Annotated in this window: 15 protein-coding genes; 9 read left to right on the top strand and 6 right to left on the bottom strand. The window is 42.7% G+C overall.

Features of this window, described 5'->3' with window-relative positions; all coding sequences use genetic code 11:
- Positions 1-37 precede the first annotated feature (37 nt).
- From rpsF to IPL35_07885, 3 genes are all read left to right on the top strand, one after another.
- A complete protein-coding gene (gene rpsF, locus IPL35_07895; protein MBK8443323.1) occupies positions 38-520 on the top strand; it encodes a 30S ribosomal protein S6 in 483 nt (160 codons plus the stop codon).
- Positions 521-583: 63 nt separating this feature from the next.
- Positions 584-853, top strand: a complete 270-nt coding sequence (locus IPL35_07890) for a 30S ribosomal protein S18 (protein MBK8443322.1) — start codon at positions 584-586, stop codon at positions 851-853.
- A gap of 66 nt (positions 854-919) precedes the next feature.
- On the top strand, positions 920-1366 hold the full coding sequence (locus IPL35_07885; GenBank protein MBK8443321.1) for a 50S ribosomal protein L9: 447 nt from the start codon (positions 920-922) through the stop codon (positions 1364-1366).
- Positions 1367-1483: 117 nt separating this feature from the next.
- Here the strand turns inward: IPL35_07885 and IPL35_07880 are convergent, their stop codons facing one another.
- From IPL35_07880 to IPL35_07865, 4 genes are all read right to left on the bottom strand, one after another.
- The gene (locus IPL35_07880) at positions 1484-3025 is read right to left on the bottom strand and encodes a PD-(D/E)XK nuclease family protein (GenBank protein MBK8443320.1); all 1542 of its coding nucleotides are present in this window, start codon (positions 3023-3025) and stop codon (positions 1484-1486) included.
- A gap of 87 nt (positions 3026-3112) precedes the next feature.
- Positions 3113-4507, bottom strand: coding sequence for a hypothetical protein (locus tag IPL35_07875; protein MBK8443319.1), 1395 nt, complete (start codon positions 4505-4507; stop codon positions 3113-3115).
- Positions 4508-4648: 141 nt separating this feature from the next.
- Complete coding sequence (locus IPL35_07870) at positions 4649-5338, bottom strand: zinc metallopeptidase (GenBank protein MBK8443318.1); 690 nt, start codon at positions 5336-5338, stop codon at positions 4649-4651.
- A 187-nt stretch (positions 5339-5525) separates the two neighbouring features.
- Positions 5526-6602, bottom strand: coding sequence for an AAA family ATPase (locus tag IPL35_07865; protein MBK8443317.1), 1077 nt, complete (start codon positions 6600-6602; stop codon positions 5526-5528).
- Positions 6603-6716: 114 nt separating this feature from the next.
- Here IPL35_07865 and IPL35_07860 point away from each other — a divergent pair, with 114 nt between their 5' ends.
- Both IPL35_07860 and IPL35_07855 read left to right on the top strand, forming a co-directional pair.
- The gene (locus IPL35_07860) at positions 6717-7622 is read left to right on the top strand and encodes a glycosyltransferase family 2 protein (protein ID MBK8443316.1); all 906 of its coding nucleotides are present in this window, start codon (positions 6717-6719) and stop codon (positions 7620-7622) included.
- Between the two features lie 307 nt (positions 7623-7929).
- Positions 7930-9417 (top strand): trypsin-like peptidase domain-containing protein, encoded by a 1488-nt coding sequence (locus IPL35_07855; GenBank protein ID MBK8443315.1) that lies wholly within the window; start codon positions 7930-7932, stop codon positions 9415-9417.
- Between the two features lie 19 nt (positions 9418-9436).
- On the opposite strand, the gene dprA is transcribed toward IPL35_07855, so the two are convergent.
- Together dprA and IPL35_07845 are read right to left on the bottom strand one after the other, a co-directional pair.
- Positions 9437-10567 (bottom strand): DNA-protecting protein DprA, encoded by a 1131-nt coding sequence (gene dprA, locus IPL35_07850; protein ID MBK8443314.1) that lies wholly within the window; start codon positions 10565-10567, stop codon positions 9437-9439.
- 123 nt (positions 10568-10690) lie between these two features.
- A complete protein-coding gene (locus IPL35_07845) occupies positions 10691-11071 on the bottom strand; it encodes a hypothetical protein (GenBank protein MBK8443313.1) in 381 nt (126 codons plus the stop codon).
- 255 nt (positions 11072-11326) lie between these two features.
- Between IPL35_07845 and IPL35_07840 the strand changes: the two genes are divergently transcribed.
- Genes IPL35_07840 through IPL35_07825 form a run of 4 tightly spaced genes read left to right on the top strand, consistent with a single transcriptional unit; the run spans position 11327 to position 15759 of the window.
- Positions 11327-11551 carry a hypothetical protein gene (locus tag IPL35_07840; protein ID MBK8443312.1) on the top strand — a complete coding sequence of 75 codons (225 nt, stop codon included), beginning with the start codon at positions 11327-11329 and terminating at the stop codon, positions 11549-11551.
- A complete protein-coding gene (locus tag IPL35_07835; GenBank protein MBK8443311.1) occupies positions 11542-12870 on the top strand; it encodes a hypothetical protein in 1329 nt (442 codons plus the stop codon). The genes IPL35_07840 and IPL35_07835 overlap by 10 nt, the downstream gene beginning before the upstream one ends.
- Positions 12861-15122, top strand: a complete 2262-nt coding sequence (locus IPL35_07830) for a PKD domain-containing protein (protein ID MBK8443310.1) — start codon at positions 12861-12863, stop codon at positions 15120-15122. Before IPL35_07835 ends, IPL35_07830 begins: the two co-directional genes overlap by 10 nt.
- Positions 15088-15759 carry a T9SS type A sorting domain-containing protein gene (locus IPL35_07825; GenBank protein MBK8443309.1) on the top strand — a complete coding sequence of 224 codons (672 nt, stop codon included), beginning with the start codon at positions 15088-15090 and terminating at the stop codon, positions 15757-15759. Before IPL35_07830 ends, IPL35_07825 begins: the two co-directional genes overlap by 35 nt.
- The last annotated feature ends 401 nt before the right edge of the window (positions 15760-16160 follow it).

The raw sequence follows: 16160 nt of genomic DNA, 5'->3' as shown, positions 1-16160 counted from the left end.
AATTTTTTAACCCAAAGCGTAAGTGCGATAAATTTTTATGTTTAAAATTAAAAATTTTGAAACGGTTATCATCTTCACACCTGTTTTGTCTGAAGCTGATGCCAAGAAAAAAATCTCTGATTATTTAAAGTATCTTCAAGACAAAGGTTGTACTATGTTGGAAGAGAACTTTTGGGGTATCCGCCAGTTAGCGTACCCTATCAACCGCAAAACCACCGGCATTTATTTTGTGTGCGAGTATCAAGGACCTTCAAATGTGGTGGAAGAGTTGGAAGTATTGTTTAAACGCGATGTAGAAATTCTGCGTTTTCTGACTGTTCGTTTGGATAAATACGCCGTTAAGTACAACGAAGATCGTCGTAACGGCTTGATTGGCAAGAAACGTAAATCTTCTTCTTCCGGCGATGCTGCCGAAACTGCTGTAATCGCTGCCCCTGTTGCTGTTGTAATAGAGGAAGAAGTGAAACCCATTGCTGATGGAGGTGATAACACACCTATTTTGACAGACGATAAAGAATAGTAGCAGATTTTTTATTTTATTTCCTCTCCAACACACAAAAAAAACAGACACACAACAATTACCATGAGTGCAACAAGAAAAGATATAAAATTTTTGGCAGCCCCTAAACTCGGCTTGCGCAAGAAAAAATATTGTCGCTTCAAAAAAAGCGGTATTGAATATGTAGATTATAAAGACGAGGTGTTTTTGACCAAATTCTTGAATGAGCAAGGTAAAATTTTGCCGCGCCGTATTACGGGTAACTCCTTGAAATTTCAACGCCGCGTGGCTCAAGCTATAAAACGCGCCCGCCACATTGCTTTATTGCCGTTTGTAACTGACTTATTAAAATAAGCATCGTTGCATAGGTATTTTTAATTTTTTATTGTTTCATTAATCTTCTTAAAGAACAAATTTCCCATGGAACTTATATTATTGCAAGATGTGGAAAACTTGGGCGAAAAATTTCAAACCATAAAAGTAAAGCCCGGCTATGGTCGCAATTATTTATTGCCTCGCAAAATGGCAGTAGTTGCCAACCAAAGCAACAAAAACGCCATGTCATCATTGATAAAACAATTGGATAAAAAACGATCCAAAGAAATGGAAGAGTGGAAAGCCACCGCCGCACGCTTACAAAACACACCTTTGTCGGTGGGCGCAAAAGTGGGTGCTTCCAACAAAATTTTTGGTAGTGTTACTAATGTGCAGTTGGCTGAAGCCATCAAACGCCTCACCGGTGTAGAAGTGGATAGAAGAAAAATCCACATCAGCGAAGAGGTGAAAACTTTGGGTACTTATTCAGCTCATGTTGAATTGCACAAAGAAGTGAAAATAGATGTAAATTTTGATGTAGTATCAGAATAAACTGGACTACTTTTGTTTGATTTTTTCATTGAATTAGATTTTGAATAAAAACAAAAGCCCTTGCCGTTTGGCAGGGGCTTTTTGTATTGGGGCAATATGTGGGATATTTTTTATTAGTCAGCTGCGTGCTTCTTCGGGAATACGGCAAATTTCGCGGTAATCGCAATAGCGGCAGCGTTTCCAGTCTTCGGTTTGGCGAAATGGCTCGGCGGTATCAAAAAGTTGTTCCAGCACTTTTTTTAAATGCACCTCAAAAACGGGCAGCATCTGTATTTCCAAATCTTTGCCTTCGAGGAGTATCGTCATTCCATTTTCTAACTTTTTTTTCAGAGGATACACCGCCGCTAATACCGGTTCGGCGTAGTTTTTGGAGTATATCCACGCATACAGAAGCACCTGTAAATTGGCTTTAAAATCGGGATTTTCAAAGAGTATATCCACCATTTGTTCGGCGGTGAGCGTGTTTTTTTGTGTATCGCTGAAATCTTTCACCATACCCGTTTTGTAGTCCACAATACGATAGGTGTCCTTGTCGGGTGTTCCTGCCGTTATTTTATCCACCCGATCCATTGTGCCGCTGATCCACACTTTCCGGCTGCTCTCGTTTATCCATACAAAGGCTTTTAAATGTTTATCCTCCAATTTATGCACCCCAAAAGGAATATGAAATTCGCGGTCGCTGTCGAGCACACTATGCACCAACTCCTCTATCACGCGCCGCAGCAATAAGTTTCTGCCTTTCAGTTCTGCTTCGTCCTGCACAAATTTGGCTTCTTTCAAGGCTTCTTTTACTTTTTTTGCAACCAACCCTTTCAGTTTTTCAATATCGGCGGCGGTAAGGATTTTTCCTTCATACATACCGTATAAATTTTCCAAAGCACTATGCACCACCGACCCCAAAGTAGCCGCATTGAGTTCGTTTTCGTATTCTTCCAAAGGATACAGACGTGCTATATATTTAAAATAAAATTGCAAAGTACAATTCAGATAGCTGCTGAGTGCGGTAGGCGAAAGGAAAGATTTTTTGTCTTCGCTGTTGCCGCTGCATAAGGCTTCCAAGCGAGCAATAATATTCGGTTTTTTTTCGATGATGATGGGCGTGGGCGCGAGTGTATTGTTTTTGAAAGGTGAATATGCCGCTTTTTCTGATATCTGCACAGCACTGTTTTTTGTTTGCTGCTCGTTGTATTCTACAATTAATTGTTGTAAAAAACGACTTTTTTCGCTGTTGCTGCCGTCTTTAGAGGCTTCGGTATTGTAGAGTAGTGTGACCTGATGCGGATATTTCAGTAAACGGAAAAAATGATATGCAAAAATCACATCTTGCTCTTCGTAGGTGGGCATTTTGAAAAACTTGCGCAAATAAAAAGGAATGAAACTGTTTTGCTGGCGCGGCATCGGCAAATTACCTTCGTTGGCAGATAGTAGTATCACTTGTTCAAAATCAAGGGTGCGCGTTTCTAAAAAACCCATAATTTGCAGACAATTTGAATCGTTGCCCTCAAAAGGCGTAGCGGCAGCATACAATACTTCGCGCAGCAAACGGCGCAGCAGTTTCAACTCCATCTCTGCTAATTTGTCGTAAAAACTCTCGCGAATGAGGCGCACCGACCGCCACGCCTGATACAGCGAAGCCGCGAGTACATTGTATTCACTCACACGATTGTCGTCATCTGCACCGACACTTGTGTTTTCATCGTCATCATCAGTTTCTACTGCTTCGGCATCTTTGCGTGCTTTGTATTGTTATTTAAATAATAAAATAAACAGATACAATAAATCTTCCACTATATTTTGAGCGTTGGACTCGCCGCTAAAAATAAAATGCAAAGCGGGATTTATTTTCTCTAACAGCGTTTCGCGGTAAAAATAATCGGAGCGCGTTTGTGTGCGCCACGTGTGCAAAGTAGCGATACTATCTTCAAGATGGAGGTCTTGCAATAAAGGATTTTCTAGCAAATTAATGCAGACATCGCTCAAAAAGTAGGTTTTTTCGGTGGTATCGCGGCGCGTAAGGTGGAGGCTGCACACTTGCTCCGCCAACACACCGATAGGAGTGAGCCGCAGTGAATATCCCATAGTGATGTTGAGTTTGCCGATAGTGGCGGGCAAATGCTGCAATAGCGGCATCAGCAGACTTTCATCGCCCAGCACCAACACACTTTTTTGGAGTTGCTCAGTTGACATTTGCTGCAAAAACAGGGCGGCACTTTGAGCTTGTGCTACCTGCTGCGGTGCTCCTATGATTTCTATATTTTTGGGCTGTTTCCAAAAATCGCTCATTATCCACTTGCTGTGGAGGGGCAGGTGTTTCCATTTTTCAAAGTAGCGGCGCAAAAAAGCACCGGCTTCGTGCCGTTTGTTGTGTTCCATATACCACAGGTCAGCGTCCCAATAGGCGGTGGCTTGGCGGCGTTGGAGGAGGAGGTCAAAAATCGTTTCTTCGGCTTTGGAGAGCGCGTTGAAACCACAAAAAGTAAAATGTCGGTAGGGTAGGGGTGCGGTTTCATCTTTGATACACTCTAATACGGTGCTGTACAACATACCTTCATATACACGTCCGCTTTCGGCAAGACGTTGGCGAAAGGTGGTATATAAATCGCCCAAAATCTGCCACATTTCCAAAAAGCGGTGCATCAGTTCGGTTTTTTCTTCGGCGGTGAGCGTAGTACGAAAACGCTTCATTGCTTCAATCGCTTCTTCATTTGCCCCAAATTCGCTTTCAATGCCTTTTTCGTCATAAATACGCCCATACAAAGCGGCAGCATTCACCAAATATTTATCAATTTCATCAAAATCTTTCAAAAGCGTTTGCCCCCACGAAAAAAACAACTCCATTGTCAAAGGTTGCTTTTTGGGATAACGTTGTTGATAAATTTGTGTATAAGTATCGTACAGCGTGATGATGAGGTACAAATCGGGGGCTGTTTTTTGTCGGCTGATTTGCTGCATCAATTCCTCTATACTCAACAAGGCAGGACTGAAAAAAGTATGTTCTTTAAAATGCTGCAACAATAAATCTTTAAAATAGCGTGCGCCGCGCTTGGTCGGAAATACAAAAACTTCGTCTTTGAGCAGTGGCAAACGCGCTGCATCAATATCCTGCAAAATGGATTGTAAAAAAGTAGTCGTTGTGTTCAAGGTAATTCGGGTTGGGCGGAAGATGATATGATCAATTTTTGCAAGCATAAAAATAGCGAATAAAAATGCTTTATAAAAATAAAAACGGGGCTGTATGAATACAGCCCCGTTTTGAGATATTAAATCAGGAAGAAATATTAGTTATTCTCTGTTGTTGCCTCTCAACAAGAAAGAAGCATAATACAGCAACTGAGCCAATGAAGCCAAAGCCGCCACTACATAAGTAGATGCCGCCCATTTCAAAGCAGTAAAGGCTTGTTGTTGTTCTTCGCCATCGGCAATACCTGCACTCTTAATCCATACTAAGGCGCGACGGCTGGCATCAAATTCTACAGGCAAAGTGATAAAAGCAAACAAAGTGGTAACGGCAAATAAAGCCACACCCAACATCAATACCCAAGGAATTTTTGCACCTGCATATAATGCAATACCTGCCATTATCGCAAATTGTGATAATCTGGAACTGACATTTACCATCGGTACAATTTTGGAGCGCAAGCCCAACATAGAATAGGCTGTGGCGTGTTGTACGGCGTGTCCGCATTCGTGTGCTGCTACCGCCGCCGCCGCAATGGTGCGTTGTGCATATACCCAGTCGCTCAGATTTACGGTTTTGTCCATCGGATTGTAGTGGTCGGTCAGTTGTCCGGGTACTGAAATTACGCGTACATCATTTACACCATAATCGCGCAGCATTTTCTCTGCTACTTCAGCACCGGTCATTCCCGAACTCAGAGGCATTTGCGAATATTCCTGAAATCTTTTTTTCAGCATATAACTCACAAAAGCACTCGCCGCCATAGATACGCCGATAATCAGCCAATACATCATACTCATATTATTAATAAAAGATTGTTTTTTTAGAAAGTTTAATAAACGTAAAAAATTAGACGATAACCTGATAAAAAAGTTGCGGTGAAAGTAGTATTTTTTCGCAAGGGTATCATTTTTTAATAAACTTTTTATGTAACAACAAGGTATTATAATTAGTTCCAAAAAAACGGAATGTGATTTCTTTTTATACCATCAATAAAAAACGGTGCAATTCGGGTTTTGCCAGTAATTGTTGCAAGCCGCTATGCGGAATACCCGCTAATTGCCGCATCAGCACATAGCGCAAATCGGCGGGCAAAGCGGAGTGTGTGAGCAGTGCATACAAATTATTCAGGGCTTGTGGCGTTAAAATATGCTGCGGCTGTTCGTGTATATACAAATAAAGGTGTTGTATTAGGGCTGCCCATTTATCAATGCGTTGCCCTTGCTCCGACAAAAGCGGTGCTATTTCCTGCTCAAAATTGATACAACTCAATAATTGCTGAGGCGATACGAGGCGTTGGAGGTCTTCTTCCAGAAATCCCATAAAAGCTGCTGCCGTATTGTCGTCTAAGCAGGCTTGCGCTATTAGGGCTACCAAAAATTTTTGTTGTTCCCAATCAGGGATATGGCTCAAATGTGAAAAAAATTGTGTGAGTGTGCGTGGTGTAGTGCGCTCGCCCGCCTGCATCAAATTGGGCTGCAACTGTACAAAAGCAATGCAACGAGTATCGATGCCGTTTCGTAGTGCCCAGCGCACCCACGAGGCGGTGTCCCAGCGCAAGGAAATATGGAGCAGCCGTGTGAGGAGGGCATCATCTAAGCGGCTCACGGCGTAGTCGCCGTTGTCGGGGTTGGCGGTGCAGATGACAGTCCACCGCGGCGGTAGTTTCCAACTCATCAGTTGCTGTTGCAGGAGCAGTTGCATCAATCCGCGAATGATGCGCTCTTCGGCGCGGTTAAAATCGTCGAGGAGCAGAATGCCACCTGCTGTTTGCGGCACCCACTGCGGCGGCGCAAAGTGCGTGCGTTTTCTGTCGTCAATAAAGGGCATACCGAGCCAGTCGCCCATTTCTTCCAATTGCGCCGCCGCCACATAGCAACATTGCAAACCGTTTTTTTGAGCGATATACTGCACTAATTCCGTTTTTCCGGTTCCATGCTTGCCCCAAATGCACACACACGATTTCAATAGACCATTTTGTTCGGCTTGTTCGTTGTAGCGCAGCACCTGCTCTACCAAAAGCAGCACTTCATCGGCATTAGCGAGGCTTCCGTACATATTTGCAGTGTTCATAAATTTTAATGACACAAAATCTACAATTATTTAATTATTTTAATAACAAAAAAACGGCTTAAAAAATCGCTATTTTTGTGCAATAATACAACTTTAAACGTGAAAGTAAGCGGTTTTACCTTTGTGCGCAATGCGCTTCTATATGATTATCCGGTGGTAGAATCTATCCGGTCTATGCTGCCGCTCTGCGATGAGGTCATTGTAAATGTAGGTAAGTCGGAAGATGATACTTTGCGCTTGATAGAAAATATTGCTTCGCCAAAAATAAAAATTATACATTCGGTGTGGGACGACAGTTTGCGGCAGGGCGGACAAGTATTGGCACAGGAAACCGACAAAGCATTGGCGGCAATAGTTCCCGACAGTCGGTGGGCAATTTATTTGCAAGCAGATGAAGTATTGCACGAGTCCGATTATCCCGTTATACGTCAGGCAATGCAGCATTATTCGGAACACACCGATATAGAAGCTCTGTTGTTGAATTATCACCATTTTTACGGCAGCTATGATTATGTGGGCACGGCACGGCGTTGGTATCGCCGCGAAATTCGAGTGCTGCGTTATAATGGAGAAGTGCGCTCTTTCGGTGATGCGCAGGGGTTTCGTAAAAATGGACAAAAAGTAAAAGCTGCATTAATTCCGGCGGCGGTGTATCATTATGGGTGGGTAAAAAATCCTCAGAAACAACAAGCCAAAATCAAAAATTTCAATCGCCTTTGGCACAGCGATACTTGGATACAGCGCAATGTCGCCGCCCAATTTACCTACTCCGAAGTAGATGATTTATTGAAATTCACAGGTACAGCTCCCGCCGTGATGCAAGCGCGTATAGCCGCACAGGACTGGCATTTTGATTATCAACCTGCACAGTATAAGCACGGAAACTCATGGAAAGACCGCCTGCTGTATCGATTGGAGCAACTGACGGGCTACCGCTTTTTTGAATATAAAAATTATATATTGGCAGAAAAATTTTATCCTTCGGATACTTCAACAAAATTTTAAATAAATTTGCATTAAATATTTAAAAATGAATGTATTGTGTTGTTTTATTGTTAGGTGTACTTTATGTATGAGATGATATATTTGGTAGTTTGTAAACAGATGTAGCAGATGTTGTCTTTAAAATTCAACATATCTTGCTACTATGACGGATATGCACGGTGACAATATTTTTTGATAAAAATATAGTTTATAATTTTTTTTCAATAAAAAGCAGCTTTTTTTAAAAATACAAATAAAAAAAAACAACATATATGAAAATTAGCCCGATTTTTGATAGATATAAAAAAGCCAATGCTTGATGTGAGATATGACTACCGCCGAATTGAGAAAAACCATATTCTTATTGCTGTTGTGCTTTGTAAGCGCAATAGGTGGGGTATTGGTGTATCGCTTTTTGGAGTATAAAGCACAAGTAGTCGTACTACGCAACGAGGTGCCGCTGGATTACAGCTTTGCCGCTTTGGTTCCCGATGCACAATTACCCTATACCTTAGCTGATTTTACCAAAGCCGCCGAGCGTGCCACGGCATTTGTGGTACACATCAGCGTAGGCAGACGCAATCCTTACAATTTCGGCAATACCGACTTTGAGCCACTGCCCGCTACCGCACCTTACAACAACAATAATACAAATACCGACAAAATCGCCACCGGCTCCGGTGTCATCATCAAGTCCAACGGCTTAATTTTGACCAATAACCACGTTATAGAGCAGGGTGATGTAATTCAGGTGACATTACAAAACAAACAAACCTATACGGCATCTTTGATTGGCACTGACCCCGATACCGATTTGGCACTTATACAAATAAATGCCGCCAACCTGCCGTATGCCAATTTTGGCAATTCCGACCTTTTGCGGGTGGGCGAGTGGGTATTGGCGGTGGGCAATCCGTTTAATCTCAACTCTACCGTCACTGCCGGTATTGTTTGTGCCAAGGGACGAAGTTTGGGATTGATTGAAGGCGAAACCGCAATAGAATCCTTTATCCAAACCGATGCCGCTGTCAATCAGGGCAGCAGTGGCGGTGCATTGGTAAATTTGCGCGGCGAATTGGTGGGCGTAAATACCGCAATTGCCACTTCGCACGGGCAATATTCGGGTTTCTCTTTTGCTATTCCTGCCAACCTTACCCAAAAAATCATCAACGACCTGCGCTACTACGGCAATGTGCAAAGGGCGGTATTAGGCGCAAGCGTACAAAATATAGACGAAAATATGCGCCAGCAATTACTGTTGAAAAATACACGCGGCGTATATGTAGCGGGTGTATCGCGGGGGAGTGCTGCCGAAAGTGCAAAATTACAACAAGGCGATGTTATTATAGAAATCAACGGTTTTGTAGTCAATTCTACGGCAGATTATCAGGAAAAAATAGCCAATTTCCGACCGGGAGAAATTGTATCTTTGACGGTATGGCGGAAAGGAAAAGAATATTTTACCGATATTATGCTGCGCAATACCAATCAGGGCGAAGGCTTGCTTACTGATAATCGTATTGAAATGGAGAATTTATTGGGTGCAAAATTGGAGGAAATGCCGACCAATGAACTCAATCGTTTGGGATTGCGACATGGTATTCGTTTAATTCGTCTGAATGCAGGGCTTTTGCAAAATAATACCACGATGCGCTCCAATTTTATCATTAACCGCATCAATAATGAATCGGTGAAATCAGTAGAAGACTTTTTCAATCAGTTGGCACAGTTGCATTCGGGCGATGCGGTTATTTTGGAAGGTGTGTATCCGGGTACGCCCAAATTAGTGCGCTACGGCTTCACTTGGAAACGTTAAAAATGAAACCAAAGCAATATCATCGTACCCAACGAACCAAATTTCCGGGCATTCTTTTTATTAATCCCAACAATTCCATTCCCAATAATTTTGCTGCCAATGTGCTACTGCTCCATTGAAGTCGGGCAGCGAGTACATCGATATGCAGGGAGGTGTCGTTTTCTTGTTGGAGAGCCTCGGCAATGGCTTTTTCTTCATCTCCTAAATCCACAAAAAGCGGTCGCTGAATAGTATGCTTTGATGCGGAAGAAAGGTCATCTTTTTCCCACATCATCAGGTTAGCAATATCTTCGGCATTTTCTACCAATGCTGCTATGTTCTTTTTTATCAGCAAATTGCAGCCTTGCGAAGCAATATCCGTGCTTCTGCCGCAGAGTGCCGCCACATCACGGTTGTATTCTTGTGCGTAATATGCCGTAATCATAGAGCCGCCTTTGAGAGCGGTTTCTACCACGATAGTGAGGTCGCACATACCGGCAATAATACGATTGCGCTGCGGAAAATTTTCGCGATCGGGTTGGGTTTGGCTGGGAAAATCGCTCAATAAACCGCCATTTTCGAGCATTTTTTGAGCGAGATTTTTATGCGCCGCCGGATAGAGGCGGTCTAAGCCGTGTGCCAGTACACCGATAGTGGGAATTTGGTTTTTTACGGCGGCACTATGCGCTGTCTGGTCAATGCCATACGCCAAACCACTTACAATGCAGGTATGATAAGGCACTAAATCTTGTAGCAACTGCACACACCACTCGCGCCCGTAATCGCTGGGACGGCGCGTACCCACAATAGCTACCATACGCTGCGCTTGCAGGTCGGCAGTGCCTTTATAATAGAGCAACAAAGGGCTGTCGGGGCAATTTTTGAGGCGGTAGGGATAGCTCTTATCGTTGAAAGGCAATACTTGAATGGCGTTTTTTTCGGCAAAGGTCAGTTCTTGTTCGGCGCGGTGCAGGGCATTGTTTTTGTGGAGGAGCAAACTGTCGGCGGTGCTTTCGCCAATGCCATTGATGCGGAGCAGGTCGCGTTTGGAGGCACGGAATACTTCGGCAGCACCGCCGCAATAGCTGATGAGGAGTTTGGCGGTGGTATCGCCGATGCCGGGTATGAAAGTAAGAGCCGCAGTAGCCTGCAACAAGTCGGAAAAAGCCATAATTTGAGATGTGGTGATATAAGGCTTTGAAAAATAAGTAATAAAAAAAGAACCGCAAATAAAGCAATACTTTTGCTGAGTATTGCCATATTTGCGGTAGAAAAAAACAAAAAAAGCACTTGCTTATTTTTTATCCCAAGTGGCAGCAAAACGATAAAAATCCTCTTTCAATTCGCCGTATATTTTTTTGAAGATACTCACTTTTTCTTTCAAACTATGGTGATGCTGGCTTTCGGCATCGCCGCTGTTCAATTCACTCAGCGCTTCCAGATGGTTTTCGTGGGCTTTGAGTTCGTGGCGCAATTCGTCATTTACTTCTTTTTGACGAATGAACTGATTTTGAAAATGCTCCAATTGGGCAAACATTTCGTTGGAAGTATTTTTATTAGCTAATCCGCCCAAATAATTTTCATACAAGCCAATTTCTTGTTTGAAAAACAGTAATTCGTTAATCCAAAGTTTAAGCTCAAAATGAGCGTCTTGAAGTTGATTGTGTGTACTCATAATTAATAATGAATGTTTAAAATTGGACGTGAAAATACGAAGATATCACGACAATACTTTTAAAAATCAAAAATTATTCACCTAAAAATTATTCATTCGCAGCTGAGGTCGGATAATAACGATAAAATTGACTTTAATACAGACACTTTTAACAAAAGTTTATAAAAAAAATAGCTTTACTGTAAAAAAATTTGTTCCTTTACGCTATTAATAATTATTTGTATTAGATTATAATATATGTTAAAATAAATTAATATGAAAAATCAATTATTTTACATTTTTCTGTTGTTACATTTGCCTTTTGTATATTTAAGTGCCGAAGAAGGTGGCTCGCCTGATGGCTCTCAATTACAACTTACTGCCAATAAGGGGCAATGGGACAGCCGTATTTGGTATCGCGCAGAGTTGAATCACGGCAAAATGCTCGTAGAAAAGAACAAGCTCCATTTTATGCTCATTGCGCCGAGCACTTGGAATTGATAGAAGAAGTAAAACACGGGCACGTTGCCAAAGAGGATGTGAGTGCTTTGGATTATCATTTTTTTAATATAGAATTTGTAGGTGCTGCCGCCGCCGAAAGCGAAGGGGCAGCAGCTTACGATTCTTATCGCAATTATTATTTAGGCAATAAACCGAGCCGTTGGGCTACTCATGTACCAGTGTATCGCCAAACACGACTTTTGAACTTATACGAGGGTGTAGATATGGATGTGTACAGCAAAAATGGTCATATTAAATATGATTTTATCGTAGCTCCCAACGCCGATGCCAACCAGATTTTGCTGCGTTTTAATGGTTTGGACGGCTTGATGCTCAAAAACGGTGAGCTTCATTTGCAAACTTCCATTGAAACACTGATACAAAAATCGCCTTACAGCTATCAAATTGTGAATGGTGTGCAACAAAAAGTTGCCTGTGAATATATATTCAGCAACGGAGCTATCGGTTTTTCGTTTCCCGATGGTTACAATAGCAGCCTCCCTTTGATTATTGACCCCGAAATCGTATTTGCTACGCTCACCGGAGCTGCTGCCGACAACTGGGGTAGCACCGCTACCTATGATGTAGATGGTAATTTTTACGGCGGCGGTATCGGCTTTGACCCTTTTTCGTATGGCGTAAATGACGGTTATCCTACGACTATCGGTGCGTTTTCGCAGGAATACGGCGGCGGCGACCCGTTTTTTAATATTTCAGGAACAGATATTACCATTACCAAATACACACCGGACGGCACTGATTTGGTGTATTCAACCTACTTGGGCGGGGCGGGCAGCGAGTTTCCGCACAGCCTCATTGTTAATAGCAACAATGAATTGATTGTATTGGGCACTACGGCTTCTGAAAATTTTCCTCTTCCTTCCAATGCTTATGATGCCACGTTCAACGGCGGTATTTCGAGCGATTTGAATAATGTAGGCTACGATCTGGGCAGCGATATTGTCGTTGCGAAATTTTCGGCAGATGGCGGCGCGCTCACCGGTGGTACTTATTTGGGTGGCAGCCACAATGACGGCTTCAACGAAGCCTTGCAACTGAACTATAACTATGGCGATATTGCGCGTGGCGAAGTGGTATTAGATGCGAATGATAATATTGTCATCGTTTCCAGCACTTTATCCGATGATTTTCCGGCGAGCAATAATGCTTATCAAAGTACGCTTCAGGGTGGTCAGGACGGAATTGTTGCCAAATTTTCGGCGGATTTGAGCACGCTGCAATGGGCTACCTATTTGGGTGGCAGCGATGCAGATGGAGCATATTCCGCTAAAATAGACGAAGCCGAAATGTGTATGTAGGCGGCGGTACAAGCAGTAGCGATTTTCCCGTAATTGATGGTTTTGATGAAGTACAAAACGGTAATGTAGATGGTTTTGTAGCGCACATATCCAATGATGGCGGTGCGGTATTAAACAGCACTTTTTTGGGTACTACTCAATTTGACCAAGTTTATTTTGTAGAATTGGATAATGCGGGATTTGTATATGTATATGGCATTTCTCGCGGCAACTATCCGGTATCGGAAGGCGTATATTCCAATGCCAATGGCAGACAGTTTATTCAAAAACTCGGTTCGCAATTAAATAATTCAGTGTTCTCTACGGTATTCGGAGCCGGTACTAACACCAACTCCAATATTTCGCCTTCGGCGTTTTTAGTGGATAAATGCGGAAAAATTTATATATCCGGCTGGGGCGGTGCCGTAAACTCTACGGGCGGCAATACGCAAGGCTTGCCTATTACGCCTGATGCTTATCAAAGTAATACCGATGGCAGCGATTTTTGTTTTATGGTCTTAGAACCCAACGCCGCCTCTTTGAATTATGCTACTTTCTTTGGTTCGCCTATGGCAGCAGAACACGTAGATGGCGGAACGAGCCGTTTTGACAAAGAAGGTGTAATATATCAGGCGGTGTGCGCTGCTTGCGGTGGCAATAATTTCCCGACAACTCCGGGCGTGTGGTCTCCCGAAAACGGCAGCCCTAACTGTAATATGGGTGCTATCAAATTTGCCTTTGAACCTAATTTGGTAACAGCAGATTTTATTGTTCCCGAAACAGGCTGCGCCCCCGAAACGCTGACCTTTGAAAATACCAGCACCGAAGCGGTGGGCTATTTTTGGGATTTTGGCAACGGCATCACTTCTACTGATACCAACCCTACTGTTACTTACGAAGCCGAAGGCACTTATTTAGTAACGCTTATCGCCTCTAACCCTGATGCCTGCAACCTCAACGATACCATCACCAAAACCGTTACGCTGATAGGCGGCAATGCCGATGCTTATTTTTCTGACGGTAATTTCTGCTACGGCGATGATGTATATACTGCATTTACACCCAATACGCCCGGTGGTACTTGGTCTTCTGAGGGTATTAATATTGACCCTGTGACGGGTTATTTTACCATAGATGGTTTAGAACCCGGTAATTATTATGTTACTTATACGGTGGGGCAAGGTGATTGTGCGACTTCTTTTACCCAAAAAGTAAAAATTTTCCCTCTCCCCGACCCTGCTTTTACTACTTCTATGAATGTATATTGCTCCAATGATACTGAAATCGGTATTTCGGCAGTGAGCTTGGGTGGGCAATACAATGTAGCCGTAAACGGACAACCTTATTATAATACGCAGGAAAACAGTGTGGTTATTAGCGGTATGCCTTTGAACCAATATGCAAATACCATTACGATTGAACATATTGTATTTGGCGATTTTGCCTGTGTGCAATATGCCACGCAAAATGTGACGGTATATAATGCCCCCGAAATATATGTGGGTATAGGTGATTGTATAGATGACGGCAGTGGCAATATTCCGGTGACGTTTAATTTGAGCGGATTTACTACTCAAAGCACCGGCACAATTACGGTGATGAACAATAGCGGTGTTTTTGTACAATTATCGGCGGCTAATCCGAGTGCTACTATCAATATGTTGGGTGATGGTATGGTGCATACGGTGACTGTAAGCGACAGCGAAAGCGGTTGTTTATCACAATTTACCTTTGGTTTGCCATATTGCGACCCCTGCGATGCCGAAGCAGGTACAATGCCGGCATCTATTCAGTATATTTGTGATGGCGGCACGGCGCAGTCTGCCGTTATTGTCGGAACACCCGTATTAGAAGAAGATGATGCTTTGATGTACATTATACATTCTACGGCTGATGCTTCGGCGGGTACTATTTTTGCCTCCAATAGCACAGGTGTTTTTACGGCTTCCGATGTGCCTTCGCGCAATACCATTTATTATATTTCGGCGGTGGCGGGTAATGCTATCGGCAATGGAATGGTGGATTTGAATGATAATTGTACTCAAATTGCAGCAGGAACACCGGTGGTATTTTTAGAGCCTATCGTTATTTATCATAGTATAGAGTGTTTGAATGATTTGGGAGAATTTCAGGTGTTTGCAGGTATTACGGGCGGCTTGCCTGAATACCTATGGTGGCAAGCGCAGGACGGCTACTATATTATAGAAGGCGACTATAATGATGATGCTTCTATTTCGTATGCCGAACAATTTTTTGGTAAATACTTTCCCTGACGGCTCTACTTATACTATTGCAGTATCTGACCAAGCGGGTTGTGCGGCTGATAATGTAGCACAGGAGATAGTGGCTTGTTATAAATTAGCAGTGGATTTGTTGTATTTTGAAGGAACTGTGCGCAGCGATGCTAATGTACTTTCGTGGGCAAGTGCCACCGAAAGCGGCAAAAACGAATATATCCTCACGCGCTCTTTTGATGGCGTAGCGTTTAAAGAGATTGCCCGTATCAATGGCACTGAAAACAGCAATGCCACCCAACACTATACCTTTGAAGATAAAGACCTTAAAAAAGGAACTATTTACTATCAATTATTGATACGCGATGAAAGCGGACAAGAAACGGCTTCGCGCATAGTGACGCTCTATCGCCAACCCGAAACATTCCAATTGTTGAGCGTATCTCCTGTTCCGGTAAATGATGTATTGACAGTGGTGTTGGAAAGCGTTGCTGACGAAACTGTACGCATACAGGTTAGCAATATAGAAGGAAAAATATTGAGCATACAACAGGCAGAAGCCCATAGCGGCGAAAATACTTTCACTTTGGATATGAGTCAGTTGTCGGCAGGGGTATATTGGTTAGAGGTTGGTGATGCACAACAAACTTTGCATCAACGTTTTATTAAACGCTAATACAGCCATTTTTATAAACCATAACACAATTTCATTACAAAGCAAAGCGGCAGATTTCATAAGATCTGCCGCTTTTGCTTTTTTTTTTTTCTGTTGCTCTCCGATTTTTATTCGAGAAAACCCGCATCAGGAACACGCAATTAATAGATTGTTTTATTGTAATGGCGTTATATGCTAAATTTTTTATAGAAAAAATAAAGAATCTAAGTGTACTTATCTCCAGCAAAGCATCACCTACCAAAAAAGGTAGGTGAACCTACAAAACGCAAAGAGCACCTACCCAAAAGTAAGGTAGTACCTACCAAAAAGGTAGGTGAACCTACGAAAAGGCAAAGAGCACCTACCCAAAAGCAAGGTAGTACCTACCAAAAAGGTAGGTGAACCTACGAAAAGGCAAAGAG

It is taken from the genome of Sphingobacteriales bacterium (genome assembly GCA_016711285.1).
Classification (GTDB): Bacteria; Bacteroidota; Bacteroidia; order Chitinophagales; family UBA2359; genus JADJTG01.
This window is presented reverse-complemented; position numbering and strand designations above follow the sequence as displayed.

Coding starts and splice junctions, on each gene's coding strand:
- rpsF (MBK8443323.1), top strand. CDS start 38: ATGTTTAAAATTAAAAATTTTGAAACGGTTATCATCTTCACACCTGTT.
- IPL35_07890 (MBK8443322.1), top strand. CDS start 584: ATGAGTGCAACAAGAAAAGATATAAAATTTTTGGCAGCCCCTAAACTC.
- IPL35_07885 (MBK8443321.1), top strand. CDS start 920: ATGGAACTTATATTATTGCAAGATGTGGAAAACTTGGGCGAAAAATTT.
- IPL35_07870 (MBK8443318.1), bottom strand. CDS start 5,338: ATGATGTATTGGCTGATTATCGGCGTATCTATGGCGGCGAGTGCTTTT.
- IPL35_07865 (MBK8443317.1), bottom strand. CDS start 6,602: ATGTACGGAAGCCTCGCTAATGCCGATGAAGTGCTGCTTTTGGTAGAG.
- IPL35_07855 (MBK8443315.1), top strand. CDS start 7,930: ATGACTACCGCCGAATTGAGAAAAACCATATTCTTATTGCTGTTGTGC.
- dprA (MBK8443314.1), bottom strand. CDS start 10,567: ATGGCTTTTTCCGACTTGTTGCAGGCTACTGCGGCTCTTACTTTCATA.
- IPL35_07845 (MBK8443313.1), bottom strand. CDS start 11,071: ATGAGTACACACAATCAACTTCAAGACGCTCATTTTGAGCTTAAACTT.
- IPL35_07840 (MBK8443312.1), top strand. CDS start 11,327: ATGAAAAATCAATTATTTTACATTTTTCTGTTGTTACATTTGCCTTTT.
- IPL35_07825 (MBK8443309.1), top strand. CDS start 15,088: ATGCCGAACAATTTTTTGGTAAATACTTTCCCTGACGGCTCTACTTAT.